Origin of the sequence: Amycolatopsis sp. DSM 110486, from assembly GCF_019468465.1 — a bacterium.
GTDB lineage: Bacteria > Actinomycetota > Actinomycetes > Mycobacteriales > Pseudonocardiaceae > Amycolatopsis.
Window position 1 is genome coordinate 4037897 of sequence record NZ_CP080519.1, and the last position, 26624, is coordinate 4064520.

Here is a 26624-nt window from a genome sequence, read left to right on the forward strand (position 1 = left end):
TGGCCACCGTATCTCGCGACGTCGGATCCACAAAGGTTCCCAATGTTCACCCGGAGGTGATTGCATGAGGTGATGACGTCGACGAGCACCGTGGATTACCAGCGTACCGACGGTCGCGCGCTGCGCCTCACCTTCGCGGAGCCCGACGGTGCCATCCGCGGCGGCCTCGTTGTCCTGCACGAAGGCGACGGGGTCACCGACGGTGTGGTGCTGCTCGTCGCGAGCCTGGCGAACGAAGGCTGGCTCACCGTCACGCCCCACATCGACGGCGGCGAGAAGCTCACGCAACAGGACCTCCTCGACGCGACGGACATCACACTCGAATGGCTGGTCGAGCACGGTGTGGAGGCCGATCTGCGCGGCGTCGTCGGGTTCGACCTGGGTGGCACGGCGGCGCTCGTGGTCGCGTCGCACCGCCGGCTCGGCGCGGCGGTGAGTGTGGGCGGCCAGCGCGTGACGGAGCTGCCGCGGCTGCTGGACATCGCGGGCCACCTGACCAGCCCGTGGCTCGGCATGTACGGCGACGCCGGTGACGAAGCCGGCGGCGCCGAGGTGGAGCAGCTGCGCGAAGCGGCGGCGTCGGCGAGGGTGGCCACGAACGTCGTGCGCTACCCGGGCGCCAACCACCGCTTCGACGCCGACCCCAGCGCGGCCGAGGAAGCCTGGCAGCGCACGTTGGACTGGTTCGACGCGCACCTGCGGTAGACCGAAGACAGGCCAGAGACAAGACGGTGGCCGGGGTGGTTAGCCGCAGTTAACATCGGCGGGTGACCCAGACTGCCGATGTTCCCGAAGTGCTCTGGCGACCCGACCCGAGCCGCGTGTCCGACACTCGCATCGAAGCGTTCCGCAGGTGGCTGCGGGAAGAACGCGGCGTGGAGGTCGACGACTACGACTCGCTCTGGCGCTACTCCGTGGAGCACGTGCCTGAATTCTGGGCGGCCGTCGCCGAGTTCTCCGGCGTGCGCTGGCACGAGAAGCCGCGAGAGGTCCTCTCGGGCGCGATGCCGAACGCGAAGTGGTTCGACGGCGGCACGCTGAACTACGCGGAACACGCGCTCAGCCCGGGTGTCGCGGGCGCGGCGAAGAGCGACGACGAGCTCGCCGTGATCTTCCACCGCGAAGACGGCTTCGCCGAGCAGCTCACGTACGGCGACCTTCGCGCGCAGGTCGCCGCGGCGCGCGGAGCGCTGAAGGCGTTGGGCGTGGCGAAGGGCGACCGGGTGGTGGCGCTGGCACCGAACTGCCCGCAGACGCTCGTCGCGTTCCTGGCGGCGGCGTCGCTGGGCGCGATCTGGTCGTCGTGCTCACCGGACTTCGGCGTGCGCGCGATTTCCGACCGTTTCACGCAGATCGAGCCGAAGGTGCTCATCGCGGTGAACGGCTACGCCTACAACGGCCGCGAGTTCGACGTCACTCCCACGGTCGAGCGGTTGAGTGCCGACATCCCGTCGCTGAGCGCGACCGTTCTCGTGAAATACGTGGGTGGCGGGACCGTTGACGGCGCCCTCGACTGGAACGCGCTGCTCGCCGAGCACGCCGGCACCGAGCTGGCGTACGCGCCGGTGGAGTTCGGGCATCCGCTGTGGGTGTTGTACTCGTCCGGCACCACGGGTTTGCCGAAGGGGATCGTGCAGGGGCACGGCGGGATCGTCGTCGAGCACCTCAAAGCCCTTTCCCTGCAAGCGGATCTCGGGCCGGGCGAGCGGTTCTTCTGGTTCACCACCACCGGCTGGATGATGTGGAACTTCCTCATCTCGGGCCTGCTCGTGGGGTCCACGATCGTCCTCTACGACGGCAGCCCCGGCCACCCGGACCTCAACGTGCTGTGGCGCCTGGCCGAGCAGCACCGCATCACGTACTTCGGCACGTCGGCGCCGTTCATCCAGAGCTGCCTCAAGGCGGGGCTGGAACCGTCGGCGCGTTACGACCTGAGTGCGTTGCGCGCCTTGGGTTCCACGGGTGCGCCGCTGTCGGTCGAGGGCTTCCGGTGGATCGCCGACAAGATCGGGAAGTCGGTGCAGATCTGCTCTGTCTCCGGCGGCACGGACCTGTGCGCGGCGTTCGTGGCGGCGTCGCCGGACGTGCCGGTGTGGCTGGGCGAGCTATCGTGCCGGGCGCTGGGCGCGGCCGTCGCGTCGTACGACGAGGCCGGTTACCCGCTGGTCGACCAGGTCGGCGAGCTGGTGATCACGGAGCCCATGCCGTCGATGCCGGTGTTCTTCTGGAACGACCCCGACGGCACGCGGCTGCACGAGGCGTACTTCGACATGTATCCCGGCGTCTGGCGCCACGGCGACTGGATCCGCGTGACCCCGCGCGGCTCCGCGGTGATCTACGGCCGCAGCGACTCCACGCTCAACCGCGGCGGCGTGCGCATGGGCACGGCGGAGTTCTACCGCGTGGTGGAGGGTTTCGACGAGGTCGCCGACTCCCTGGTCGTGGACACTTCCGCGGTCGGCAACGACGACGGGCAGCTGCTGTGTTTCCTCGTGCTGGCGCCGGGTGTGGATCTTGCCGACGTGGAGCCGAAGCTGCGGAAGGAGCTTCGTAGCGCTCTGTCACCGCGCCACGTTCCCGACCGGTTCGTGGTGGTCGGCGAAATCCCCCGTACCTTGAACGGTAAGAAGTGTGAGGTGCCGGTGAAGAAGATACTCTCCGGAGTCGCGCCGGAGAGGGCTGTGAGCAGGGACGCGCTGGCCAACCCGGCCGCGTTGGCCCCGTTCACGGAGCTCGCGGGGGAGCTCGCCGGGCGGTGACGAAGCAGGGGGAAGCATGGCTGGGCCGTACGTGTTGCACGCGTGGTGACGGGGACACGCGCGCAGCACAGCTGGCAGGTGGCGGGCGTGACGACCGTCAAGGCGATCACCTGGGTGACCAGGCTCGCCGGCCTGCTGACACTACTTTCCGTGGTGGTTCCCTCCGGCCGTAACCTGCGTGGTCACCTGGCCGAGTGGCTGGAGCTGCCGCCGGGGGCGACCGTCGCGGCGGCGACCGTGGCCGTGGTCACGGGCGTGTTGCTGATCATGCTCGCGGCGGGACTGCGGCGGCGCAAGCGCCGGGCGTGGCAGCTCGCGGTCGGCTTCGCGGTGTTGTTGACCTTGTCACACTTGGGGCTGCGGCACGTGTTCGGCGCGGGCGTGGTGTCGGTGGTGCTGCTGGTCGGGCTGATCGTGAACCGCCGCTACTTCGTCGCGGAGCCGGACCCGACCACGGGCCGCTGGCGCGCGGTGCGGGTGTTCCTGCAGCTGGTGCTGGCGGGGTTCGTGATCAACGTGGTGCTGCTTTCGGTGGCGTCCGGGCGGATGCTCGAGCCGCTGAGCTTCCCCGGCCGGCTTTCACAGTCCGGGCTGGCGCTGGTGGGCGTGAGCGGTCCCGCCGTGTTCCACGGCGCGTGGCTGGAGGACCTGTCGGCGGCGATCGGGCTGCTGTTCAGCATCGCGGCGGTGCTCGTGTCCGCGTACTTCCTGCTGCGTTCGGCGGAGCCCGCGCCGGAGCTGTCGGACGACGAGCTGGCGCGCCTGCAGGCCCTGCTGGCCGAGCACGGCGACCGCGACTCGCTGGGCTACTTCGCGCTGCGGCGTGACAAGTTCGCGGTGTTCTCGAAGACGGGCAAGGCGGCTGTGACGTACCGCGTGATCGCCGGCGTTGCGCTGACGTCGGCCGATCCGCTGGGCGACCACGAGGCGTGGCCCGGCGCGATCGAGGAGTACCTGGAGATCTGCAAGCGCAACGCGTGGGTGCCGGCGGCGATGGGCGCGTCGGAGCTCGGGGCGACGGTGTGGGCGCGCTTCGGGCTGGAGGTGCTGGAGATCGGCGACGAGGCCATCGTCGACACGGCCGGCTTCACGCTGGAGGGCCGTATCATGCGCGGTGTCCGCCAGGCGGCTTCGCGGACGCGCCGGGCGGGGTACAAGGTGCTGGTGCGGCGGGCGGAGGACCTGCGGCCGGGGGAGCTGGACGAGCTGGTGCTGTTGGCCGCTGCGTGGCGGGGCACCGAGACGGAACGCGGCTTCTCGATGGCCCTGGGTCGCATGGGCGACCCCGGCGCGGTGATCGTGACGGCCGAACAGGGCGGACGCGTACGCGGCGTTCTGCAGTTCGTGCCGTGGGGTGCGCGGGGCCTGTCGCTCGACGTGATGCGGCGGGACCGTTCGGCCGACAACGGCGTGAACGAGCTGATGATCTCGGAGTTGCTGGTCTATTCGCACGAGCACGACATCGACCACGTCTCTCTGAACTTCGCCGCGTTCCGGTCATTGATGGAACAGGGGCAACGCATCGGCGCGGGTCCTGTGGCGCGTATCTCGGCAAAGGTCCTGCACTTCTTCTCTCGCTGGATCCAGATCGAGAGCCTGTACCGCTTCAACGCCAAGTTCCAGCCGCGGTGGGTCCCGCGGTACCTCGTGTACCCCGGCGTGCGCGAACTCCCGCGCGTCGGCGTGGCCACCTTCGAAGCCGAGGGCCTCGGCGGCCGTTCCCCCTGGTTGCGGCGCCTGCTGCAACGCTGATCTTCACTTTCGGGGGGTGCCTTCGCGGGGTAATGGGGGGTGTGTAAGCTATCTGGGCAGTGGTCGACAAGGCCCAGGAGGCTTCGCCTAGTCTGGTCTATGGCGCCGCACTGCTAATGCGGTTGGGGGTAACCCCCCCTCCCGGGTTCAAATCCCGGAGCCTCCGCTGGTGCCTGTTTCGGCAGGTGCTAGATTAACAACTGAACAAGCGCCCGTAGCTCAGCTGGATAGAGCATCTGACTACGGATCAGAAGGTCAGGGGTTCGAATCCCTTCGGGCGCACGTCTGGTTGAGACAGCAGTACCAAGAAGCCCGCCGGAGACGGCGGGCTTCTTGCTGTCCGGGCTTTGTTCAGTAGCCAGGGCCGGTTCGCTCAGGGGGACCCCGCGCACGGAGCAGACCCCGCCCGGGGCCGTGTCCAGGCGGGGTCTGCTCGGGGTGGTCCGTCGACCACCGCGGGTGGGCGGCGAAGAGTCACGCCCGCCCGGGGTCACTCAGGTCAGCACCGGGCGGCCCAGCGGCAGTCCCTTGCCGCCCGTCGCGGCGGACATCGCGCCGAGGTACAGGTAGACGCCGACCGCGGCGAAGACGAAGCAGACGTAACCGCCGGCGGTGGAGGCGCCCGGGGCGTCGCCCACCGTGCCGTAGAGCACGAGGGCCACGGCGAGGTCGATCAGCACGAACAGCACGGTGAACATGGCAGGCAGCCGCAGCGTGCCGAGGGTCAGCAGGACGATCGTGATCAGCCAGGCGATCAGGAAGATGCCCTGCGTGGCGATGGCCGCGTCCGAGGTGATGCCGAACCAGTTGTGGGTCAGGCCGAGCACCAGCGCCGAGTAGCTCCACCAGAACCCGGCGAAGATGCCGAACACCGAGGCGACGGCGTTCTGGCCCAGCGACAGCGCCCACACCGCGGCGACGAACTGGCCAAGGCCCGTCGCGGGCAGGATGATGGCGATCGAGGCGCCGACGGCACTGGCCGGGACGTACCCGGTCAGAACCAGGCCGAGCGCGATCGTGCCGACGATGAAGGTGGGCAGCCCGATCATGCCGGGGTCGCCCACGGGTGCGGTTTGGGCAGGGGCTTCGACTTCGGTGGCAACATCAGTGGACATCGTGTACTCCTCGTTGAGCTGCGAATGATCCTCGAGTGCGGTCAGGCTGGGCGGTGGTCCGAGATCGGCCGGACGGGGTTACGCGGTGGCACCGCCCGCTTTCCGAGCCGAGCTGGTCACCGGCTCCGGGCTGAAGCGGCGGACCTGTCGGCGATCGGGCCGATGGAGAGACGCGGTGGGACCACCCGCTTTCTCCGCCTAGCTGGTCACCGGCTCCGAGCTGAAGCGGCGGACCAGCCGGAGTGAGAGACGCGGTGGCGCCACCCGCTTTCCGTCCGAGCCGGGTCAGTGGCTCCGGGCCGAAGCGGCGGACTCGTCGGTGATCGGCCGGACGCGGAGACGCGGTGGCACAACCCGCTTTCCACACCGAGCCGGGTCACCGGCGCCAGGGCGAAGCGGCGGACCCGGCGGATCGAACTGCGCCGTGACGACCGCCTGCGACTGAGCGGGCCGCGCCGGGTGATCTCCCGATGGGGGAGAACCGCTTCACTGGGTTCTGGGCCACATTCCTGACAGCTCGGGGTGGTCGTCGTCGATCAGGCGGTGCGCCAAGGCGATCGCCTCTTTGGGATCGATCTGGTCGAAGTCGGGATGCCCCTTGGCGATTCCCTCGAAGACGGCGGCCAGCTCGGTCGCCGCGGTCGGGGACAGGCTGGTGTCCTGGCTGCACTGCACGTAGCGCAGCCGCAGCACCCCCGCGGCCTGCATCAGCAAGGCGCAGTACGTATTGTGCGCGGCTGGTGCCCGATCGGATCGAGCACCTGACTGTTTGCCTTTCACGCGGACTCCCTTCTCTCGTCAAGTCTCCCGACGCGGCCGGTCAGGCGGTGGCGCGCTTTTTGAGTTCCTTCGCTGCGGCACCCGGGTCGGCAGCGTTGTAGATCGCACCCCCCGCAACAGCGACCGTGGCACCGGCGTCCCGCACAGCGCCGATGGTCTCGATCTTGATGCCGCCGGCGATGGAGAACGGGACACCGGCGAGGCGGCCGTCTTCCAGCAGGGTGTCGATCGTGTAACCGGGGCGGGCCTGCTCGTCCAGACCGGCGTGGATCTCCACAAAGGACACACCCAGCTTTGAGACCTCCCGGATCCGCGCGACCCGGCCCTCCACCACCGTGATCATGTCCGCCACGACCTGCTTGCCGTACTTACGACCCGCCGCCACCGCACCGCGCACAGTGTCGTCATCAGCCGCACCCATCACCGTCACCAGGTCCGCGCCCGCCTCGAACGCCAGCGCCGCTTCCAGCTCACCCGCATCCGCGGTCTTCAAATCCACGAACACCAGCTTGTCCGGATGAGCCGCCTTGATCGCACTCACCGCCGCGATCCCCGCCGACTTCACCAACGGCGTCCCCAACTCCAAAATGTCCACATGCTCAGCCACCTGATTCGCCAACGTCAACGCCGCCGGCAGATCCAACACATCCAACGCCACCTGCAACCGCACAACGATCTCCTCACAACCCACCGACGGCGAACCCGCCGACCAACCAACCGATAGCCCCCACAACAATCCTCACCCGCCCGAAAACCGGCAACACTCCACCACATGCAAAAACACAATCCCCCAATGCGCACAACAAATACCCACCCATCGACCGGTCGAGCCGCGTCGCCGGCCGTGGCCCGAGGCGGCCGTCATCGACCTCGGGCCTCGGCTTCGTGCTGTGCGATCGCCTGCCCGATCATCGAACAACAGCAGGTCACAGGCTGTTTTTGGCGGGTTGCTCGGCACTGGCCGCACCGCCGTGGACGCGGCAGTCCGCTCGTGGTGGCGCGGCGGCCGTTCGTCCATGATTCGGTGCCGGTCGTTCGCGATTGGTTGCCAGGCCAGGCGAGGGCGAAGAAGCTGGGAAAAGACAAGCCGAGTTCAGGGCGACGTTACCAGAAAGCCGCCCTGGTCGAACCCTTGACGGGCAACGGTGCCTGAGTTTATCCGGCCGTTGTCGGGGTCGAATGTGAGGGAGGACGCCATGAGGTGGCAAACGCCTTATTTCGCGCTGCTCGACGCGTGCTCCGACGCCGGCCCGCGCCGGTATTGACGGATTGTTTTCGTACTGTGTTCATACATTGCCTCGGAGCCGCGGCTGGTGGCGGTTATCCGCAGTGGAATTGCGCTTGTGCCGGCTGCCGCAAGGCCCGGGCCAAGCCTGAAGGCGCGACGACACACGCCGGGATCGCGGTTTCCGGAGACGGCGAACAGTGGGTCCTTCTGAACGCGACCCCGGACGTCCACCACCAGATCGCGGCGGATCCCTCGTTGCACCCCGGCCCGGAGGTCAGGAAGACGCCGGTTGCCGGTGTGTTGCTGACCGACGCGGAGTTCGACCACACGATCGGTCTGCTGATGCTGCGCGAAGGGTCTTCGCTGACGGTGTACGGGACATACCCCGTGCTGGAGGCACTGACCTTGTGGTTCCCGATCCGCGAACTGCTCAGCGACTACGCGGACTTCACCTGGTCCCAGGTCGAGGTCGGCAAGCCGCTGGACCTGGACGATCGAGTGCGCGTGACCCCGTTCCTGACCGGTTCCAAGGCGCCGCGCTACATCGGGGAGTCCCGGCTTCGCGGCCCGTCGTCGGAGTGGGAGGTGGGCTACCGCCTGGAAGACAAGGTGACCGGCGGGATCGCGGTGTACGCGCCGACACTGCCGAAGTGGGACGACAAGTTCTCCGAGCAGGTGGCGTCGGCCGACTGCGTCTTCGTGGACGGCACGTTCTGGACGGACGACGAAATGGCCGGCCAGGGTGCGGGAAGCCGGACCGGGCGCTCCATGGGCCACATGCCCGTCAGCGGTGACGACGGTTCGGCCCGCGCGCTGGCCGCACTGCCCGCGAAGCGAAAGATCTACACGCACATCAACAACACGAACCCGATTCTCGACGAAGAGTCCCCGGAACGGCGTTGGGTGACGGACTTGGGCATCGAGATCGGCCGAGCCGGCTTGGAGGTGGAAGTATGAACCCGTGGTCTGCCGAGGAGTTCGAGGCGCACCTGCGGTCCATCGGAGAAAAGCGGTACCACCATCTGCACCCGTTCAACGAGCGGATGCACTCGGGCACGCTGACCGAGGAGGAGTTCCGGGGTTGGGTGCGGAATCGCTTCTACTACCAGATGAACCTGCCCAAGAAGGACGCGTTCATCCTGACCAAGCTCCCCGGCCGGGAGGATCGGCGCCAGTGGATCCAGCGCATCATCGACCATGACGGGCGAACGGGCGCAGAGGGCGGTCTCGAGAAGTGGATTCGCCTCGGCGCGGCTGTCGGCCTGAGCCGCGAAGCGTTGTTCGACACCGACACGGTGCTTCCCGGAGTGCGGTTCGCCGTCGACGCCTATGTGGACTTCTGCCGTCAGAAGCCGTGGCTGGAGGCCGTGGCGTCGGCGCTGACCGAACTGTTCGCGCCGGATCTGCTCAGCCGGCGGATCACCGACGTGCAGCACCATTACCCGTGGATCGCTTCGGAAGGCCTTGAGTACTTCCGGGCGCGGCTCACCCAGCAGCCCAAGGACATCGCACACCTGCTCGAACTGGTGCTCAACCACGCGAAGTCGAAGGAACAGCAGGACGCGTGCGCACGAGCCCTGGAGTTCAAGTGTGACGTCCTGTGGAGCCTGCTGGATGCCGTGGAACTCGCGTACAGCAAGAGTTCGTGATGGACGAATCCGACTTGACGGCCATCCCGAAGCTGGCGACCAAGGCGATGCTCAAGCACGACAACGTCCGTGACGTGGAGCTGCTCCTGTTGCCGGAGCGGGTCGTGCTCCTGAACAAGTCCGGGGCGGCGATCTTGGGGCTGTGCGACGGCAGCCGGACCGTGCGGCAGCTGGTCGACCAGCTCGAGCAGGACTTCGCGGCCGCCGATCTCGCGAACGACGTGATGACGTTCCTCCAGGATGCCCGCGGACGGGGTTGGGTGGTGGTCTCATGAACGGCACGCCGCAGCCGTACGGCCTGCTGGCCGAAGTCACGCACCAGTGCCCGTTGCACTGCGTCTACTGCTCGAACCCGTTGGAGCTGCTGGATCGGCAGGACGAGCTCACCACCGAAGACTGGTTGCGGGTGATCAACGAGGCGGTTGGGCTCGGGGTCGTGCAGGTGCACTTCTCGGGCGGTGAACCCCTCGTTCGCGGCGATCTGGAGACGCTGGTCGCCGAATGCCGTCGCCTCGGGCTGTACACGAACCTGATCACCAGCGGCCTCGGGCTCACGGAGAGCCGGGCGAAATCACTTGTCGAGGCCGGCCTCAACAGCGCGCAGCTGAGCATCCAGGGCGACGCCGCCGAGTCGACGAACCTGGTCGCGGCGAGCAAGCGGTTCGACAAGAAGGAGGCCGCCGCACGCATCATCCGCGACGCCGGCCTGCCGTTGAACATGAACGTGGTCCTGCACCGGATGAACCTGCCGCGGCTGGACGCGATCATCGACGTCTGCGTGTCGTGGGGCGCCGAGCGGCTGGAGCTCGCGAACTCCCAGTACTACGGCTGGGCCCTGCGCAACCGTGATCTGCTGATGCCGACCAAGGCCCAGCTCGACGACGCGGTCGGTGTTTACGAACGCCGGAAGGCCGAGCTGGGGGAGAGCATGGAACTCCTCTGGATCCTTCCGGACTACTACGAGCCCTACCCGAAGCCGTGCATGGGCGGCTGGGCGCAGAACGCACTGACCGTCGCGCCGGACGGCACCGTGTACCCGTGCCCGGTGGCCGCGGAGATCACGACGATGACCTTCTCCTCGGTTCGCGACCACGATCTCGCGTGGATCTGGGAGAAGTCCGAGGCGTTCCAGGCCTACCGCGGAACGGAGTGGATGCCCGACCCGTGCCAGAGCTGCCCGCGCAAGGAGCTCGATTTCGGCGGCTGCCGGTGCCAGGCGTTCGCGTTGACCGGTGACGCGGCGCGCACCGATCCCGTGTGCATGCACTCGCCCGACCACCACTTGGTGCAGGACGCTCTCGTTCGCGCCAACCAGGAGGATGTCCCGACCGACGGTGAAAAGCTCCGCGAAAAGCTGGTTTACCGCCGCCCGACGGTGTCGGCGCACCGGCCCTGACGGATGCCGTTCGACGGCCGGGTCGCCTCCGGTGACAAGCTGACGCAGGACGAGGCGGCAGCGCGTTCGGCTGAGGTCTTCGACGTCCATTACGCGGTGGAGCTCGACTTGACGGTCGGTGCGCGGAAGTTCGCGACGAGCACGGTGGTCCGCTTCCAGGCTCGGTCCGGGGATGCGTTCGTCTTCCTCGACTTCGCGGGGCAGGTCGAGTCGGCCGAGTGCAACGGCCGTGAGCTGGGGCCGGACGCGCACGAAGGGACGCGCGTCCGGCTGGCCGTGCGCCCCGGCGGGAACACCGTTCGCGTGGCCGGCTTCGCGGCGTATTCGCGAACCGGTGAGGGGCTGCACTGGTTCCAGGACCCGCTCGACGGCCAGGTTTACGTGCACACGAAGTTCGAACCTTTCGCGGCGCACCAGGTGTTCGCGTGCTTCGACCAGCCCGATCTGAAGGCGACGGTCGACCTGACTGTCACCGCCGACGCCGGCTGGGTCGTGGTCGCCAACACCGACCCCGAGGAACCACCGACGCCGGTCGGCGATCGTTCGACGTGGCGCTTCGGCCGTACGCCACCGCTGCCGCCGTACCTGGTGGCTTTCGCCGCCGGCCCGTTCCGGCGGCTGCGGTCCAGCCACCGCGCCGTGCCGCTGGCGCTGTACGCGCGTGGCTCGCTCTTCGAGGAGCTCACTCGCGACGCGCCCGAACTCTTCGACGTGATCGGGCGCGGGCTCGACTTCTACGGCCGGTTGTTCGACCTGCCGTACCCGTTCACCAAGTACGACCACGTTTTCGCGCCCGAGTACGCGTTCGGCGGGATGGAACACCCGGGCTGCGTGACGCTCAACGAGCGGTTCGTGTTCCAGCACCGGGTCACCGCGGAAGCGCGGCGAAAACGCGCCGAGGTCCTGCTGCACGAGATGGCGCACATGTGGTTCGGCGACTACGTGACGATGCGCTGGTGGGACGACCTGTGGCTGAACGAGGCCTTCGCGACGATGATGGCCGTCGTCGCGCAGGCCGAAGCGACGCCGTACGGGGAAGGCTGGACCGCGTTCGCCCACCACGCCCTGCCGGCCGCCCGGCACGCCGACCGGCTGCCCACGGCCCACGCGATCCGGGTGGAAACCGCCGACACCGCCGCCGCGCGGTCGAATCTCGGGCCGATCGTCTACCTGAGGGGCGCGGCGGTGCTCCACGACCTCGCTTCGCGCGTGGGCTGGGAAACTTTCGTCGCCGGCGTGCGGACCTTCTTGCGGACGCACGCGTGGGGCAACGCCGACCTCGAGGATTTCGTGGCCGCGCTTCGGAAGCTGTCGAACGAGGACGTGGACCGGTGGGTCGACGAGTGGCTGCTGCGCCGCGGGGTCAACACGGTCGAGGTGGCTCGCGGCCGCCTGGTCCAGCTTCCCGATCCGGAGGTTCGGCCGCGCCACTTGACGTTGCGGGTCGCCGCGTTTGACGAACGCGAGGGCGAGCTGCTGCTGCGGCACCGCGCGCACGTGTCACTCGGTCCCCGTGAGGGTGACCGTGCCGTCGCCGGCGCCGACCTGCTCGTGCCCAACGACGACGCGGTGCGCCACGTCAAGGTCAGGCTGGACCCGCGGTCCCGGCGGACGGCCCTGCGGAGTCTGTCCACATTGGATGATCGGCGGGCGCGGGCAGTCGTCTGGGGAGCGTTGTGGGACGACGTGCTCGACGCACGCCTGCCGGCACGCAGCTACGCGGCGGCCGTGCTCACCCACGGCGTCCGGGAGAGCGATGTCGGTGTGCTGGAAGCGTTGGTGGAACGTGCGGTGCGAGCGGTCGAGCTCTACGGAGACCCGCTCGACCGGGACCGGCTGCTCGAAGCCGTCGCGCGCCGGGTGCGCGCGCAGCTGGCCGCCGCCGCGCTCGGCAGTGACCGCCGGCTGGTTCTCGCCCGAGCTCTCGTCGGTGTCGGCCAGGACCACGGCTTGCTGAGCGACCTCGTGCGCGGCCGGTCGCCGTGGCTGGACCTGGAAGTGGATCGGGACCTGCGGTGGCGGGCAGCGGTCCGCCTGGCCTTGACCGGAGGCGACGTCGACGGACTGCTGCGCGTCGCACGGGAAGCCGATCCGGGGGACGGCGGCCGCCGCAACGCCTTGACGGCAGAAGCCGCGCGTCCCACGCGGGCCGCCAAAGAAGAGGCCTGGACGCGGGTGGTCGGCGAGGATTTCTCGCTCGCGGAACGGAAAGCCGTCATGGCGGGGCTGCGGCAACCGGGGCAGGAGGCGCTGCTCACCCCGTACGCGGACCGCTACCTGCGGGCGTTGGAGAGCGGCGCAGGCGAGGCTGAGTTCCCGCTGGCGTTCGCGCGGGGGCTGTACCCGCGGTTCACGACCGACGAGCACGCGGTGCTGGCTCGCACGGATCGCCTGCTGGAGAGCGGATTGCTCCCCGAAAACGTGCGTAAGGTCGTCCGCGAGGAGCGGACCGAACTGGCCCTCATGCGGGCCGCGCGGGCGTGCGACGCGGCGCGCTGAGGCGGAATCGAGGTGGATGGCGCAAGGCCCCGGTGCTCTGTGCAGGCCGGAACCTTGCGCCAGCAGGAGTCCCGCCCGCGGGTGCCGGCCGACCGCCGCGATGGCGAGAAAGGGAATGGAACTGTTACTGTCCGGGAAAAGCAGCTGCGTCCCGAAACCCGGAACTTCGTCGCCGAACTATGGTCGGCGCGTGGAAATTGCGGCAAGCCAGGTCGAACGAATGGCCGTGAATCCAGGACGAACGGTGTCGGGGCTGCCACGAAGGGGAACACGAGTCCCTTGACTACCGGCCGTTCGCCGTGTTGAGATTGCCGAACGGGTGCAGTTCACGGCCTCTTCGCCGCCGCCCGATTACCCCGAACGTCCGTATGTGGCGCGGTGCACACCGTTCATGTCCGCACAGTGCGCGTTCGTGCTCAACAGATTGACCACGCAATCCGGGCCGGGCACGCTCGTTGCACACCGGGAGCCGCCGGTGTAGCCGACAACTGCTTTTCTGCGGAGCGAGAGGTGGAAACGTGGTTCTTCCGTCAAAGATGCCTCAGCTCGCCGACCTCGATTTACTGCTGTCAGTGGAAAGTTATGGCAGCGTGGGAAAAGCCGCTCAAGCGCACAGTCTTTCGCAGCCGGCCGCCAGTATCCGGATCAGCGCGATGGAACGCCGTCTGGGTCTTCGGCTGCTGGAGCGTTCTCCTACCGGTTCGAAGCTCACCGAGGACGGGGAAATGCTGGCGAAGTACGCCCGCAACGTGATGAGTGCCGCGCGGGAGTTGCTGGAGTTCGGATCCGGGGCTCCGTCCGCCGATGCGAAACGGCTGCGGGTCGCGGGCAGCCCGGCCGTCTCCGAGCATTTGATCCCTGAATGGCTGAACCGGTCCGGGTTCTCGTTCGGTGAGGCCCGGGTGGAGGTGCAGACCGGCAGCATCGACGAGCTCCGCCGGCTGATCCGGGCGGGCCACGTCGATCTCGCGTTCATCGATGGCTGGTGCCAGGCCGGAAGCCACGTGCAGAAGCAGTTCGGCGACGACATGGTCACCCGCTACATCTGCGACGACATGCTGGCCGTGGTGGTCGGCGCGAAGCACCCGTGGGCCAGGAGGACCCGTCCCCTGACGGTGCGGGAGCTGGCATCCGCGCCACTCGTCCTGCGCGAGCGCGGTTCAGGACTCCGGGAGTTCACGGATGAGCTGCTGGGAACTGCCCGCACCCCGCGCAGTTACGTCGAATTTCCCTCCAGCGCCGCGATCAAGCAAGCGGTCGCGACGAGCCAGCGGGTGACCGTGCTGAACATTTCGACCGTGCGGTCCGAACTCGCGGAAGGCCGGCTGCACCTGGTGGCAGTCGACCAGGAAATGCCGGCGAAACCCATCTACGCGGCGTGGAGTGAGCGCCGGGATCTCCCGGGGTACGCGCGGGAACTGGTGGAGATCGCAGCGTCGAAAGGCAGTCCGATGCCGGTTTTCGTGCCTGGGCAGAAAGTCAAAGGCAGTCGGCTCGCGGTCGCGAAAACCACCACCAAAACGTAAGACGACGGTCAACGTCGGTCGAGACTCAGGAGGAGCAAGGTAGATGTCAGCACTGAATAAAATCGCGCGCACGCTCGTCTCCAACAGGCGCGGTATTCTCGCTGCCGATGAGAGCATCGGGACGATGTCTTCTCGCCTGGAGAAGGTGGGGGTCGAGCCGACCGAGGAAAGCCGCCGGGTCTACCGCGAGCTGATCGTCACGACCCCCCGGCTCGCCGAATCGATCAGCGGCGTCATTCTCGCGGACGAGACGTTCCACCAGAAATTGACCAACGGACGTACGTTCCCGGAGTTCCTCGACGATCTCGGGATTCTGGCCGGGATCAAGGTCGACACCGGGGCGAAGCCGTTGGCGGGAGCCTCCGACGAGAAGATCACCGAAGGGCTCGACGGGCTGCGTGAACGAGTCGCGGCCTACGTGCGAGGCGGAGCGACGTTCGCCAAGTGGCGCGCGGTGATCACGATCGGCGACAACGTGCCGTCGGAGCGCGCGGTGCACGCGAACGTGCACGCGTTGGCGCGGTACGCGGGCCTCTGCCAGGAAGGCGGCCTGGTGCCCATCGTGGAACCCGAGGTGCTGATGGATGGTTCCCACTCGCTGGCCCAGTGCCGGCAGGTGACGACGTCGGTGCTGGAGGTGTTGTTCGAGGAGCTCGACCTGATGCGGGTGCAGCTCGACGGCATCGTCCTCAAGCCCAACATGGTCGTCGCCGGAGCGGGCAGCTCGGATCGGCCCTCGGTCGCCGATGTCGCCAAGGCCACAGTGGACACTCTGCGCGCGACGGTGCCGGCGTCCGTGCCGGGCATCGCCTTCCTTTCCGGTGGGCAACGCCCGGAGGTGGCGACCCAGCACCTCGGAGCGATGCAGAAGCTCGATCCGCTGCCCTGGGAGCTCACGTACTCCTTCGGCCGGGCACTGGTCGGGCCGGCTCTGGAGGCGTGGCGGGGCGACGAGGGCAAGCGGGCCGCCGCCCAGCAGGTGCTCTCCGACCGAGCTGTCGCGAACGCCGCCGCCCGCTGAGCGTTCGAGCCGGGGGGCCGTCCGCGGTGCCGGCGGCCGGCGCCTCCTTGAAGGGGGCGACCGGAACGGCGAGGTGGTCTGCCGGTCCGGTCGCCCTCGGTTCGGTGTTCACGACAGCACACCCTTCACCGACCAGTCCGAGGGGATTGAGGTTCATGAAAACCAAAGAATGGGCCACCGGCGTCGACGGACTCGATCACGCCCTTGCGCTCGAACTCGTGCAGGTCACCGAAGCCGCCGCGCTCGCGGCCGGCCGGTGGGTCGGGCACGGTGACGAGATCAGCGGCAAGGCCGCCGCCGTCGAGGCGATGCACAACGTGATCGGGTCGGTGCCGATGCGTGGCGTCGTGGTGCTCGGCGAGGACGGGAAACGACTGATCAAGGGCGAAGAGGTCGGCACCGGAGCCGGGCCGGCCTGCGACGTCGCGATCAACGCGGGTGACGGCGCGCTTTCCGTGGCCAGAGACGTGCCGAACGCGCTCGCGGCGGTCGCGGTGGCCGAGCGTGGTGCGCTTTTCGACCCGCCGCCGGATGTCGCCATGGAGAAGCTGGTCGTCGGGCCCGAGTGCGCCGGCGTCGTCGAGCTCGACCGCCCGGTGGCCGAGAACCTGCGAGCGGTCGCCTCGGCCAAGGGCGGCCGGGTTTCGGACGTCGTCGTCGCCGTGCTCAACCGGCCATGGCACCGGGAGCTCGTGCACGAAATCCGCGACGCGGGTGCGCGCGTGCACCTGATCGAGGGCGGCGAGATCGCGGGTGCGATCGCCGTGGCCCGTCCGGAGAGCCCGGTGGACGTCTTGCTGGGCACCGGGGGCGCGGCGGAGGGGGTCATGGCCGCGGCTGCCCTGTCCTGCCTCGGCGGGTCCGTGCAGGCGCGGTTGCGGTCGGACGACTCCGGCACCCGCCACGATGTTCTCCACACCGAGGACCTGGTCCGCGGCGAGCGCATTCTGTTCTGCGCCACCGGGGTGACCGGCAGCGAGGTGCTGCGCGGGGTGCAGCAGCACGCCGGCCGGACCACGACACAGTCCATTGTGCTGTGTTCGCAGCCGGAAACGGCGCGGATCGTCAAGACCCAACACCGATCCGCATGACCGGGGACACCACGACGTCCGTCCGGGCCGAGCCCCTCATCACGCGCTACCGCGGACTGATCTGCGATCTCGACGGCGTGGTCTACCGCGGGGCGGACGCGGTCCCCCGTGCGGTGGAGACCTTGAACCGGGTGACGGCGGACGGTGTCCCGGTCGTGTTCGCGACCAACAACGCGTCGCGCCCTCCCGAAGACGTGGGCAACCACCTGCGCGGGCTGGGGATCGCACCGCGGCGCTGGTCGGTCGTCAACAGCTCGCAGGCGGCCGCGGCGTACCTGGCCGAGCGGCTGGTGCCGGGTGCGCTGGTGTGTGCGGTGGGCGGCCCGGGCGTCGCCCAGGCACTCACCGAAGCCGGCTTGACGCCGGTCCGCGTCGCGGATCTGAGCGGCAGGCCGGTCGAAGCCGTGGTTCAGGGGCTGGGATCCGACGTCACCTGGACCGAGCTCGCGGCGGTGGGCTACCTCGTCGGGGCCGGAGCCACCTGGGTGGCCACGAACGTCGACCTCACGCTGCCCACGCCGTACGGAGAAGCGCCCGGCAACGGCGCGCTGGTCGCCTTGGTGCAGACGGCGGTCGACGCGGCGCCCCACGTCGTCGGCAAGCCGCAGGCCGCCCTGTTCGACCTGTCCCGCTCCCGGCTCGGGACCGATCGGCCGGACACCCTGGTGTGTGGGGACCGGCTGGAGACCGACATCGAGGGCGCCAACTCGGCCGGCCTCGACTCGCTCTTCGTCCTGACCGGGGCGTCGCGGCTGCGGGACCTGGCCTTCGCCGAGCGAGCCGCGCGTCCGACGTATGTCGCCACCGATCTGAGCGGGCTGCTCGCGCCCGCACTGCGGTTGTCCGCCACTTCGCCCGAGCACCTCGTCGACCTCGGGCCGGACGCCGTCCCCCGAATGCCGTACGGCGGTGACGACGGCCAAGCGCTGCGGTCCGTCGTCATCACGGCGTGGGCCGCTCGCGACGCCGGTCGTGCGGTCTCCGACGACGACGGCCGGTGGGACGAGATCGAACGACAGCTCGGACTCCGCCGGATGGATCAAGCCCGGTGACCTGGTTGCTGTGAAAGCGTTCGTGAGGGGCCGCGCCGGTTCTCCCCGGCGCGGCCCCTCACGTCACTGTCCTGGCAGCGCGGGCGGTTCACCGGTGCGCTCGTAGTCGGCCAGCAAGTCGATCCGGCGCTGGTGGCGGCCGCCCTCGAACTCGGTGCCGAGGAACGCGTCCGCGATGCGCTCGGCCTCCTCGACGGTGTGCATCCGGGCGCCGATGCCGGCCAGCTGTGCGTTGTTGTGCCGCCGGGCCAGCTTCGCCGTGTCCTCGTTCCAGGTCAGCGCGGCGCGGGCGCCGGGCACCTTGTTCGCGGCGATCTGTTCCCCGTTTCCGGAACCGCCGATGACGAGACCGAGACTGCCTTCGTCGGCGACCACGCGCTGCGCCGCCTCGACGCAGAACGGTGGGTAGTCGTCATTCGCGTCATAGGTCGCGGGGCCGACGTCGATCACCTCGTGGCCGAGGTCGGTGAGCCTTTTGACGAAGTGGTTCTTGAGTTCGAGTCCGGCGTGATCGGAGCCAAGGTAGATTCGCACGTGAGCAGTCTAATTCCGGATTTGTGAATCGGTGCTTCGTTATTCGCTGGGACGGCATTGGGATCGTTGATGGGGACGATTGACGTCCGCGCCCGCTGACTCGTACTCTGGCGCTGGAGTATGTCCGAGAACGGGCTTCGACACAGCGGGGTCTGCCGGCGGGGCCAGGTGTTGCCCGCCGCCGCGGCACCGGTGTCGGTCCAGCTGCTCGCGACCACGTTCTCGCAGGTCGTAGGGGTGTTTGGTGGGACGGCCGGGCGTCGTGCCGCGTGCCGTCGGTGAGCGTGCCTCCTCCACTCGTCGGCCTCAGGGCGCCGTTCGACACCGGTTCCCGACCACTGGTTCAAGGTCGGTTGCGACACCTACGTTAAATCCAAGATGCTGTTTCATGACCGCGAAATTTCGCGACGTTGTTCGCGAAATTGCGCGGATCACGGATGTCCGGTTTTGGCTCAGTCGCCGGGCGCAGCCAACAGCTGAGGAGGAAAACATGCAGTGGGAAACTCCGGAGTACACGGTCGTCGAGGTGTGCGCTGAGGCCACCGGCTACTTTTACCGGGCCTGACAGCCGGGCTCCACGGCCCGTGTCGCTTGATTTCTCGTAGCCGCGGCAGAGGGCTGAAATCCGCGGCCAGGCTACCTCTGTGTTGACGCAAGGCCCCGGAGCGAGTGAATCCATCGCGCCGGGGCCTTGCGGCACCCGCGGAAAGTAGCAAAACCCCCTGTCGAGAACAGGCTGATATTCACAGTCTCCCTCCCCGGTGAACCCTGGTTGATCTGTTGAGGTGGTTCAGGTGTCTCTTGAATTTCTTCCGCTGATAGCGCTTGCCTTCGGGCTCAGTCTCGACAATTTCCGCTCGTCGATCGCTATCGGAACCATTCCTTTCGGTTGGCGTCGCGCCGTGCAGGTCGCCGTCGTCTTCGGAGTGTGGGATGCCGTGAGTCCGCTGCTGGGCGGGTTGATCGGGCACTTCCTGGGTGACTTCCTCGGAGACTGGGCGGACTACGTCGGGGCGGCCGCGCTCGGGTTGTACGGCATCTACTTCATCGTCGGAGCGATCCGGAACCCGGAGCCGGCGGAGGAAGACCTGGACCACCCGTGGGTGACGCTCTTCGGCATGCCGCTTTCGCTGAGCATCGACAATTTCGTCGCGGGCGCCGGTCTGGGGATCGCCGGGTTCTCCCTCATCGTCCCCATGGTGGCCTTCGGTGTCATGACGATGATCATGTCGTTCGTCGGGCTCTTCGTCGGGAAGATGGCGGCCAAGGTCATCCGCGTTCGTGCCGACTTGCTCTGCGGCATCTCGCTGCTCGGCGCGGCGATCCTGCTGCCGCTGGTCTTCGACTGATCGACGCGGCCGGGGGAGGACAGCCATGCCGGAGAATCCCGATACCCACGTCTACCGCACTTACGACCGGGTCCTGGAAGAGTCGCGGCCGGCTCGGCGGCGCAACCACCCCACGGCGAGCGGCAACCCCAACGACTGGTGGCCGCACCGCATCGACTTGAGGACCTTGCACCGCAACCAACCCGCCGACAGCCCGCTGGACCCGGATTTCGACTACGCCGAGCAGTTCGCGACGGTGGACCTCGACGAGCTGGCGCGTGACGTCGACGAGGTGCTGACAACCTCGCAGGACTGGTGGCCCGCCGACTTCGGGCATTACGGCCCGCTCGTGCTGCGCATGGCCTGGCACGCCGCGGGTACCTATCGCGTCAGCGACGGCCGAGGCGGTGCGAGCGCCGGGATGCAACGCTTCGCCCCCTTGAACAGCTGGCCCGACAACCGAAACCTGGACAAGGCGCGCCGGTTGTTGTGGCCGGTGAAGAAGAAATACGGGCGCGGGATCTCCTGGGCGGACCTGATGGTCTTCGCCGGCAACCGGGCACTGGAGTCGATGGGCTTCAAGACCTTCGGCTTCGGCGGCGGCCGGGCCGAGGTGTGGGAGCCCGACGAGACGTACTGGGGGCCGGAACGCAAGTGGTTGGCGGACGACCGGCACAGCGGCCGCCGTGACCTCGACGAGCCGCTGGCGGCCAGCGACATGGGCCTGATCTACGTCGACCCGCAGGGCCCCGCCACCAACCCCGACCCGGTACTCGCGGCCCGCGACATCCGGCAGACGTTCCGGCGGATGGGCCTGAACGACGAGGAGACGGTCGCGCTGATCGCCGGCGGCCACAGCTTCGGAAAGACCCACGGGCTGCTGGACCCGGCCGTGCACCTCGGCCCCGACCCCGAAGCCGCGCCGCTCACCGCGCAAGGCCTGGGCTGGGCGAACGAACACGGCACCGGCAAGGGCCCCGACACCACGAGCAGCGGGCTGGAGGGGATGTGGACGCGCACGCCTGTCACGTGGGACCACACCTTCTTCGAGACGCTGTTCGAGTACAAGTGGGACGTCGAGCTCAGCCCGGCCGGGCTGTGGCAATGGATCCCGGCCGACGGCCAGGGTGAGGGCACCGTGCCGGACCCGTACGACCCGGACGAGAAGCACCACCCGGTCATGCTCACCACGGACCTGTCCCTGCAGGAGGACTCGGCCTACGAGCGGATCTCCCGGCGTTTCCTGGAGCACCCGGACGAGTTCGAGGACGCGTTCGCGCGGGCCTGGTTCAAGCTGACGCACGTCGACATGGGCCCGATCCAGCGTTATCTCGGGTCGCTCGTCCCGGCCGAACGGCTGATCTGGCAGGACCCGGTGCCGGAGTCCGACCACGCGCTCGTGGACGCCTATGGCGTCGCCGCCCTCAAGCGCGAGCTTCTCGAATCGGGCCTGACGGTCGCGCAGCTCGTCTCGACGGCGTGGGCCTCGGCGTCGACTTACCGCGACAGCGACAAGCGAGGTGGCGCGAACGGGGCGCGGCTGCGGCTCGAGCCGCAGTGCGGCTGGGCGGTCAACGAGCCCGAGCAGCTGGATGTCGTCCTGCCCGTGCTGGAGGCGATCCGGGAGCGGTTCAACGCCTCGCAGCCGTCGGGCACACGGATCTCGATGGCCGACTTGATCGTGCTCGGCGGGTGTGCCGCGGTGGAACACGCCGCCGCGGCCGGCGGCCACGTCGTCGACGTCCCGTTCCGCCCCGGGCGCACCGACGCGACGCAGGACTGGACCGACGTCGAGTGGTTCGATGCGTTGCGGCCCCTTGCCGACGGCTTCCGGAACTACCTCGGCGACGGCTTCTGGATGTCGCCGGAGCACTTGCTGGTGGACCGGGCGAACCTGCTGACCTTGACCGCGCCCGAGCTGACCGTGCTGGTCGGCGGGTTGCGCGTGCTCGGAGCCAACCACCGGCGGTCCCCGCTGGGTGCGTTGACCTCGGCGCCCGGGACGTTGACCAACGACTTCTTCGTCAACCTGCTGGACCTGGGGACGGAGTGGGCGCCGAGGCGGAACGCGGACGTCTGGACGGTGGTCTACGAAGGCCGAGACCGCGGCACCGGTGAGGTGAAGTGGATCGCGAGCCGGGTCGACCTCATCTTCGGATCGAACTCCGAGCTGCGGGCGCTCTCGGAGGTCTACGCGAGCGAGGACGCCGGCGCGAAGTTCGTGCGGGACTTCGTGTCCGCCTGGGTCAAGGTCATGGAGCTCGACCGGTTCGACCTGCGCTGACCCCGACCGGGGCTCCTCAGCCCCGGTACTTGTGCACCTCGCACACGCAGTACATGAGCCGGCAGGTGAAGCACGCGGGCCGGTCGACGCACGAGATGCAGGGCCCGCAGTGCACCGGCTCGGTGTGCCGTGCGAGATCGCCGGACTCGTAGGAATCCCCGCAGTTGAAGCACGGCAGGCGCTCGATTTCGTTGTCCTGCTGGGGGATCGACGACTGGTTCATCACGTCACCTTTCGCTGTTTGCCCTTGACCGGGGTGCGCGGCTTTCCTGCGCGCGCGAAGGCGCCCGCCCGGTGATCGAGAGGCCTCGATCACCGGACGGGCGGAAGGGGGACTGTCGGGAAGTCACCCCGGGTCTCGCATCAGTGGTGCACTCGTTGTCACAGGGAGAACGTGATCAGCGCGGCACCGTGACCCTGGCCGGACATGCCGGGGACGATGCCTTCGAGCCAGCCACCCCAGCCGACCGGCACCGAGATGTACTGCTTGCCGTCAAGGGACCAGGTCGACGGGCTGCTGTGGTGACCGCTACCGCACTGGAAACTCCAGAGCTTCTCACCGGTCTCGGCGTGCAGCGCCATGAACTCGCCCGCCGGCGTGCCGGCGAACACCAGGTTGCCCGCGGTGCTCAGGGTCGAAGCGGCCATCGGGAATGGGAGCCGGTAGCGCCACTTCTCTTCACCGTGGGAGTCGAACGCGCTGACCGACCCGGCCATGTTGTCGACGTCGACCTCGACGGCGGCACCCCAGTAGGGCATGCCTTCCTTGAACTCGCGACGACGGCGGGTGGCCGTGGCGCCCACGTCGGCGACCGGAACGTAGAACAGGTCGTGCTCCGGGTTGTACGAGGCGTGCGTCCACTCCTTCGCACCGGCGGGGCCGGGGTAGAAGTGGCAGGGCTCGCCTTCCTTGTCCGGGTACTTGCGCGGGGTCACCTTGCCGTCGCGGGTGATGACGCCCCAGTCGATCCGGTCGACGAACGGCGTGACGTGCTGCAGCTCGCCGTTGGTGCGGTCGAGGACGAACATGTACCCGTTCTTGTCGAAGTGGGCCAGCAGCTTCTTGCCGTCCCGCTCGAACAGGGTCATCTCCATTGTGGAGTCGTAGTCCCACAGGTCGTGCGGCGTGAACTGGTAGTGCCACTTGATCTCGCCCGTGTCGACGTCCAGCGCGACCACGCTGTCGGTGTAGAGGTTGTCCCCTTCACGGACCTCGCCGTCGAAGTCGGGAGCCGGGTTACCGGTGCCCGCGTAGTACAGGTTCAGGTCGGGGTCGAACGTTCCGGTGACCCAGTGGTTCGCACCGCCGCGCTGCCAGGCCTCGCCGTCGGCTGGCCAGGTCTCCGAGCCGGGCTCACCCGGCTTCGGCACGGTGTAGGTGCGCCAGCGCCGCTCGCCGGTCTCCAGGTCCCAGCAGTCGATGTGACCGCGGACGCCGTACTCGCCACCGGCGGAACCCGTGATGAGCGTGTCCTTGATGACCAGCGGAGCGATGGAAGCGCTCTCTCCCGCGCGCACGTCGCCGATGGTCTTCTGCCAGACCTTCTGGCCGGTGGTGGCGTCGAGCGCCACCAGCTGGGCGTTCTGGGTCACCATGTAGACCTTGCCGTTGGCCACCGCGCAGCCGCGGTTGACGTTGGCACAGCACAGGGTCACGTCGATCGGGATCGCGTGCTTGTAGCGCCACAGCTGCTCGCCGGTCCTGGCGTCGAGCGCCCAGAGCCAGCCGTCCCAGCCAGTGACGAACATGACGCCGTCGATCATCAGCGGGCTGGCCTCGAAGGCGTAGGTCGACGTCGAGGCGATCATCCCCGTCGCGCTCGCCTGGTGGATCCAGGCGACCTTCAGGTTCTTGACGGTGTCGACGTTGATCTGGTCGAGCAGGCTGTGCCGCTTGCCGTCGTAGTCGCCGTAGTAGGTGAGCCAGTTCTGGGCTTCGTTGCGCGCGTCGAGGATGCGCTCGTAGTTGACGCCGCGCGTCACGTCCGGCGCGCTGTGCGGCAGGTTCGAGAGCTTGTTGTGGTTGAACGCCTTACCGGCGTCGATGTATTCGAGGGTCATGGCGAGTCCTGCCTTTCTACGGCCGGGGCTGGGCGGGTCGGTCGAGCTTGGCTTCCGGCGGAACCTCACCGGACACGACGATGGCGCCCTGCAGCCCGCGACCCTCGTCGTTGCCGGCCGGCGAGCCGTACCAGTAGCAGCCCGGACCGTCCAGCTCGAGCGTCGCGCTGCCCTTCGAGTGGTTCAGCAGACCGATGAACTGCCGGTCGCCGTTGCTGGGCAGCAGGCAGGCGTGGGTGTTCTTGTCGTCGTTGATGATCGTCAGTTCGAGGATGCCGGCGTGCGGCATGATCAGCACCCCCGGCTCCCACGCCATCGCGTCCTCCGGGATCCGGATGGTCCCTTCCATCGTCCCGTCGGGACGCTCGGTCGCCTTGGCGATCGTGCCGGTGCCGAGCACGGCACCGATGGTTGCCTTGTTCTGTCCGCTGAGCTCGGCCAAGAGATCTTCACGATCCTGGGTAGCCGTCATCGGACTTCACCTCCTCGTCAGCAAAAATAAATCTTCTGACAGATTTCGCGGATACACTTCACCTACACGAAAGCGCCGGCTCGTCGGCGGCGAGATCGCGTAATTTCTCAAGTGCCACACCACAATTGGCTCTGCGCGGCGGTTACAGGCGTTGGCCGGTTCCGAATTCCGCTTCGACCCGAGCGCTGATTTCCGAGCCTGTAACGAGTTTGAACTCTACCTCCGCGCAAGGGATTCCGATATGCGTCACCACAGATCGGCCAGACTCCGCCGTTCTCCCGACGAGAGGTACCGTTCGTGCACTGCGCCAACGGTGTTCTGGGGCAAGGAAAACCTTGTCAAGCCCACGAACGGGGTCATCAGATCTCCAGCGCTCGGCGCACCGCGGGGGTGTTCCGCCGGGAAACCGGCACCATCGTTTTCGCCTGGTCGTCCATGACGAGGAACAACTCGCCCTTGTACCGGCGCTCGACTTCCCTGATGCGACTGAGGTTCACCACGTACTGGCGGTGCACGCGCAGGAAACCGGAATCGCCCAACTCGGTCTCGAGCTTGTCGAGGCCCGGCGAGGCGGATCGCAATCGTCCCTGGTCGGTGGACAGCCACACGTCACTGCCGTCCGATTGTGCGAATGAGACCTCGGGGAGCCGCAGCAGGACCATGCGGTTCTCGCGCGTCGCGACCATTCGGTGCGGTTGCGCGCGAAGGGGACTGTCGCCTCCGGCCCGAGGTAGCGGATCGCCTTCGGACACTCCGAACGAGACCAGGGTGCCGACCAGGTGCCCGGACAGGAATACCGGCCGGATGCTGATCGAGGTCGGTTCGCTGGAGAGGCGGGTGAAGATCTGCGTCGAACCGGTCCAGTCACGGTTGCGGGCGGCCTGCTTGGCGGCGTACCGGGTGGCCCGGATGAACTCCGGCAGCTCCGGCTTCCACCGCACCGAAGGATCGGGCGCCGGCGTGGAGCCCGGGATACCGAGGAGCACGCCCGCGGTGTCGTCGGCGAGCACGACCCGGCCCGCGGGATCCACGGCAGCGAGCGCCGCGATCGAGCGTGACCTGGCGTGGTTGAAGGCGGCCATCAGTTCGGCACCGTCGTCCTGGGCGCGCTGGCGCAGGATGCGCTGCGTCATCGTGGCGGCGTTGCCGAGCCAGGCACCCGTCGCCGCGGGGGGCTCGCTGCGCCAGCACGAGATGTTGAGGACCGCGACCGGTTCCCTGGTCACGACGTCGCGGACCGCCACACCCGCGCAGGTCCAGTCGTGGAAAGCCTGGCACCAGTGCTCCGCACCGCGGATCAGCACGGGGGTGTAGGACATCAGCGCGGTACCCATGCCGTTCGTGCCGGTCGCGCCCTCCGCCCAGCAGAACCACGGCGCCAGGTTGGCCTCGGCGGCGACGGTGCGCGTCGCCTGGTCGCCCCACTGGGCCAGGACGCGGCCGGAGGCGTCGGTGATGGTCACGATGCCGCCGATGCTGCTGACCTCACGGGCCAGCGAGGCGGCGCGGAAGCCGAGCTCGGCGATCACGACGTCGTGCTCCAGCGCGTGGTCGACCTCGGCGACGGCTACGGGGGCTTCGGTGAGGTACGGGTCGACCCGGTACTGGTCCCGGCACCGCTGCCAGGAAATCGCTATCTCGGGCCGCACGCCACGCAGGTCGTCCTCGCCTCGCACGAACCGCTCCCACGCTCCGTGCACCGTGGCGTCACCGCAGCTGCGAGAGGTCGGGTCGAGCCGGCGTACCTGTGTCATCTGAGACCGCCTTTGGTCTGGTGCCACCCCGGACGGCACCCCAGCGCCGGGGTGCCGATGACCGCTCGGGTGCATCCCGACGTATCGGGCCGCACCGCGTAGCTTCGCCGCCGTCGCAAGCTAAACTCTCCGCTGATTAGAGGGCAAGCCGACTGTGCTGACTGTGGGCGGAAGACCAACGAACGGTCGCGCGGCGGCGATTATCGGTTGTCATCCGCCCATCAACGGTCACCCGGTATCGGCTTCGATGATCGTCGTTCCGTATTTGGAACAAGATCATTTGTGGTCCACTGCCTGTTGGTGAACGGCGTCTTTTGTTGTGG

23 protein-coding genes and 2 tRNA genes are annotated in these 26624 nt (G+C 68.3%); 17 read left to right on the forward strand and 8 right to left on the reverse strand.

What is annotated here, in order from left to right; all coding sequences use genetic code 11:
- Positions 1-72: 72 nt before the first annotated feature.
- The 5 genes from K1T34_RS19580 to K1T34_RS19600 all read left to right on the forward strand — a co-directional run bounded on the left by K1T34_RS19580 (position 73) and on the right by K1T34_RS19600 (position 4793).
- Positions 73-705, forward strand: coding sequence for a dienelactone hydrolase family protein (locus K1T34_RS19580; RefSeq protein ID WP_220245682.1), 633 nt, complete (start codon positions 73-75; stop codon positions 703-705).
- A 62-nt stretch (positions 706-767) separates the two neighbouring features.
- Entirely contained in the window at positions 768-2759 is a 1992-nt protein-coding gene (locus K1T34_RS19585) for an acetoacetate--CoA ligase (protein ID WP_220245683.1), read from the forward strand.
- Between the two features lie 42 nt (positions 2760-2801).
- Complete coding sequence (locus K1T34_RS19590; protein ID WP_220245684.1) at positions 2802-4511, forward strand: phosphatidylglycerol lysyltransferase domain-containing protein; 1710 nt, start codon at positions 2802-2804, stop codon at positions 4509-4511.
- A gap of 76 nt (positions 4512-4587) precedes the next feature.
- Positions 4588-4677 (forward strand) — tRNA-Ser (locus tag K1T34_RS19595).
- Between the two features lie 42 nt (positions 4678-4719).
- A tRNA-Arg gene (locus K1T34_RS19600) sits at positions 4720-4793 on the forward strand.
- A 212-nt stretch (positions 4794-5005) separates the two neighbouring features.
- Here the strand turns inward: K1T34_RS19600 and K1T34_RS19605 are convergent.
- The 3 genes from K1T34_RS19605 to hxlA form a co-directional block, all read right to left on the reverse strand.
- Positions 5006-5626 carry a GPR1/FUN34/YaaH family transporter gene (locus K1T34_RS19605; RefSeq protein WP_220245685.1) on the reverse strand — a complete coding sequence of 207 codons (621 nt, stop codon included), beginning with the start codon at positions 5624-5626 and terminating at the stop codon, positions 5006-5008.
- A 486-nt stretch (positions 5627-6112) separates the two neighbouring features.
- Positions 6113-6406 (reverse strand): hypothetical protein, encoded by a 294-nt coding sequence (locus tag K1T34_RS19610; protein ID WP_220245686.1) that lies wholly within the window; start codon positions 6404-6406, stop codon positions 6113-6115.
- Between the two features lie 40 nt (positions 6407-6446).
- A complete protein-coding gene (gene hxlA / locus K1T34_RS19615; RefSeq protein WP_220245687.1) occupies positions 6447-7076 on the reverse strand; it encodes a 3-hexulose-6-phosphate synthase in 630 nt (209 codons plus the stop codon).
- A gap of 531 nt (positions 7077-7607) precedes the next feature.
- On the opposite strand from hxlA, the gene pqqB reads away from it, so the two are divergent.
- The 9 genes from pqqB to K1T34_RS19660 all read left to right on the forward strand — a co-directional run bounded on the left by pqqB (position 7608) and on the right by K1T34_RS19660 (position 17868).
- Positions 7608-8591: a pyrroloquinoline quinone biosynthesis protein PqqB gene (gene pqqB / locus K1T34_RS19620; protein WP_255638591.1), complete on the forward strand. Its 984-nt coding sequence runs from the start codon at positions 7608-7610 to the stop codon at positions 8589-8591.
- Complete coding sequence (gene pqqC / locus K1T34_RS19625) at positions 8588-9283, forward strand: pyrroloquinoline-quinone synthase PqqC (protein WP_220245688.1); 696 nt, start codon at positions 8588-8590, stop codon at positions 9281-9283. The genes pqqB and pqqC overlap by 4 nt, the downstream gene beginning before the upstream one ends.
- A complete protein-coding gene (gene pqqD, locus K1T34_RS19630) occupies positions 9283-9558 on the forward strand; it encodes a pyrroloquinoline quinone biosynthesis peptide chaperone PqqD (protein WP_220245689.1) in 276 nt (91 codons plus the stop codon). Before pqqC ends, pqqD begins: the two co-directional genes overlap by 1 nt.
- Entirely contained in the window at positions 9555-10679 is a 1125-nt protein-coding gene (gene pqqE, locus K1T34_RS19635; RefSeq protein ID WP_220245690.1) for a pyrroloquinoline quinone biosynthesis protein PqqE, read from the forward strand. Before pqqD ends, pqqE begins: the two co-directional genes overlap by 4 nt.
- A gap of 3 nt (positions 10680-10682) precedes the next feature.
- Positions 10683-13178 carry an aminopeptidase N gene (gene pepN / locus K1T34_RS19640; RefSeq protein ID WP_220245691.1) on the forward strand — a complete coding sequence of 832 codons (2496 nt, stop codon included), beginning with the start codon at positions 10683-10685 and terminating at the stop codon, positions 13176-13178.
- 536 nt (positions 13179-13714) lie between these two features.
- Complete coding sequence (locus K1T34_RS19645; protein ID WP_220245692.1) at positions 13715-14704, forward strand: LysR substrate-binding domain-containing protein; 990 nt, start codon at positions 13715-13717, stop codon at positions 14702-14704.
- Positions 14705-14747: 43 nt separating this feature from the next.
- Entirely contained in the window at positions 14748-15725 is a 978-nt protein-coding gene (locus tag K1T34_RS19650; protein ID WP_220245693.1) for a class I fructose-bisphosphate aldolase, read from the forward strand.
- A gap of 155 nt (positions 15726-15880) precedes the next feature.
- Positions 15881-16816, forward strand: coding sequence for a fructose-bisphosphatase class II family protein (locus tag K1T34_RS19655; protein ID WP_220245694.1), 936 nt, complete (start codon positions 15881-15883; stop codon positions 16814-16816).
- The gene (locus K1T34_RS19660; RefSeq protein WP_220245695.1) at positions 16813-17868 is read left to right on the forward strand and encodes an HAD-IIA family hydrolase; all 1056 of its coding nucleotides are present in this window, start codon (positions 16813-16815) and stop codon (positions 17866-17868) included. Before K1T34_RS19655 ends, K1T34_RS19660 begins: the two co-directional genes overlap by 4 nt.
- Positions 17869-17931: 63 nt before the next feature.
- Here K1T34_RS19660 and K1T34_RS19665 read toward each other — a convergent pair whose 3' ends face one another.
- Entirely contained in the window at positions 17932-18402 is a 471-nt protein-coding gene (locus tag K1T34_RS19665; RefSeq protein ID WP_220245696.1) for a ribose-5-phosphate isomerase, read from the reverse strand.
- A gap of 388 nt (positions 18403-18790) precedes the next feature.
- Between K1T34_RS19665 and K1T34_RS19670 the strand changes: the two genes are divergently transcribed.
- The 3 genes from K1T34_RS19670 to katG all read left to right on the forward strand — a co-directional run bounded on the left by K1T34_RS19670 (position 18791) and on the right by katG (position 22014).
- Positions 18791-18967 (forward strand): hypothetical protein, encoded by a 177-nt coding sequence (locus K1T34_RS19670; RefSeq protein WP_220245697.1) that lies wholly within the window; start codon positions 18791-18793, stop codon positions 18965-18967.
- A 220-nt stretch (positions 18968-19187) separates the two neighbouring features.
- Positions 19188-19751, forward strand: coding sequence for a manganese efflux pump (locus tag K1T34_RS19675; RefSeq protein WP_255638592.1), 564 nt, complete (start codon positions 19188-19190; stop codon positions 19749-19751).
- 25 nt (positions 19752-19776) lie between these two features.
- Positions 19777-22014, forward strand: a complete 2238-nt coding sequence (gene katG, locus K1T34_RS19680) for a catalase/peroxidase HPI (protein ID WP_220245698.1) — start codon at positions 19777-19779, stop codon at positions 22012-22014.
- Positions 22015-22030: 16 nt separating this feature from the next.
- On the opposite strand, the gene K1T34_RS19685 is transcribed toward katG, so the two are convergent.
- The 4 genes from K1T34_RS19685 to K1T34_RS19700 form a co-directional block, all read right to left on the reverse strand.
- On the reverse strand, positions 22031-22237 hold the full coding sequence (locus K1T34_RS19685) for a recombination activating protein 1 (protein WP_220245699.1): 207 nt from the start codon (positions 22235-22237) through the stop codon (positions 22031-22033).
- Positions 22238-22395: 158 nt separating this feature from the next.
- Positions 22396-24075: a PQQ-dependent dehydrogenase, methanol/ethanol family gene (locus tag K1T34_RS19690; protein WP_220245700.1), complete on the reverse strand. Its 1680-nt coding sequence runs from the start codon at positions 24073-24075 to the stop codon at positions 22396-22398.
- Between the two features lie 16 nt (positions 24076-24091).
- A complete protein-coding gene (locus K1T34_RS19695; protein ID WP_220245701.1) occupies positions 24092-24547 on the reverse strand; it encodes an MSMEG_3727 family PQQ-associated protein in 456 nt (151 codons plus the stop codon).
- A gap of 359 nt (positions 24548-24906) precedes the next feature.
- Complete coding sequence (locus tag K1T34_RS19700) at positions 24907-26301, reverse strand: DNA-binding protein (protein WP_220245702.1); 1395 nt, start codon at positions 26299-26301, stop codon at positions 24907-24909.
- Between the last annotated feature and the right edge of the window lie 323 nt (positions 26302-26624).

What these genes read in the sequence shown, in the direction of transcription:
- K1T34_RS19695 (WP_220245701.1), bottom strand. Translation starts at nt 24,547, where the DNA reads ATGACGGCTACCCAGGATCGTGAAGATCTCTTGGCCGAGCTCAGCGGA.
- K1T34_RS19670 (WP_220245697.1), top strand. Translation starts at nt 18,791, where the DNA reads ATGACCGCGAAATTTCGCGACGTTGTTCGCGAAATTGCGCGGATCACG.
- pepN (WP_220245691.1), top strand. Translation starts at nt 10,683, where the DNA reads ATGCCGTTCGACGGCCGGGTCGCCTCCGGTGACAAGCTGACGCAGGAC.
- K1T34_RS19685 (WP_220245699.1), bottom strand. Translation starts at nt 22,237, where the DNA reads ATGAACCAGTCGTCGATCCCCCAGCAGGACAACGAAATCGAGCGCCTG.
- K1T34_RS19690 (WP_220245700.1), bottom strand. Translation starts at nt 24,075, where the DNA reads ATGACCCTCGAATACATCGACGCCGGTAAGGCGTTCAACCACAACAAG.
- katG (WP_220245698.1), top strand. Translation starts at nt 19,777, where the DNA reads ATGCCGGAGAATCCCGATACCCACGTCTACCGCACTTACGACCGGGTC.
- K1T34_RS19645 (WP_220245692.1), top strand. Translation starts at nt 13,715, where the DNA reads ATGCCTCAGCTCGCCGACCTCGATTTACTGCTGTCAGTGGAAAGTTAT.
- pqqE (WP_220245690.1), top strand. Translation starts at nt 9,555, where the DNA reads ATGAACGGCACGCCGCAGCCGTACGGCCTGCTGGCCGAAGTCACGCAC.
- K1T34_RS19655 (WP_220245694.1), top strand. Translation starts at nt 15,881, where the DNA reads ATGAAAACCAAAGAATGGGCCACCGGCGTCGACGGACTCGATCACGCC.
- K1T34_RS19580 (WP_220245682.1), top strand. Translation starts at nt 73, where the DNA reads ATGACGTCGACGAGCACCGTGGATTACCAGCGTACCGACGGTCGCGCG.
- K1T34_RS19700 (WP_220245702.1), bottom strand. Translation starts at nt 26,301, where the DNA reads ATGACACAGGTACGCCGGCTCGACCCGACCTCTCGCAGCTGCGGTGAC.
- K1T34_RS19660 (WP_220245695.1), top strand. Translation starts at nt 16,813, where the DNA reads ATGACCGGGGACACCACGACGTCCGTCCGGGCCGAGCCCCTCATCACG.
- K1T34_RS19650 (WP_220245693.1), top strand. Translation starts at nt 14,748, where the DNA reads ATGTCAGCACTGAATAAAATCGCGCGCACGCTCGTCTCCAACAGGCGC.
- pqqC (WP_220245688.1), top strand. Translation starts at nt 8,588, where the DNA reads ATGAACCCGTGGTCTGCCGAGGAGTTCGAGGCGCACCTGCGGTCCATC.
- K1T34_RS19605 (WP_220245685.1), bottom strand. Translation starts at nt 5,626, where the DNA reads ATGTCCACTGATGTTGCCACCGAAGTCGAAGCCCCTGCCCAAACCGCA.
- pqqD (WP_220245689.1), top strand. Translation starts at nt 9,283, where the DNA reads ATGGACGAATCCGACTTGACGGCCATCCCGAAGCTGGCGACCAAGGCG.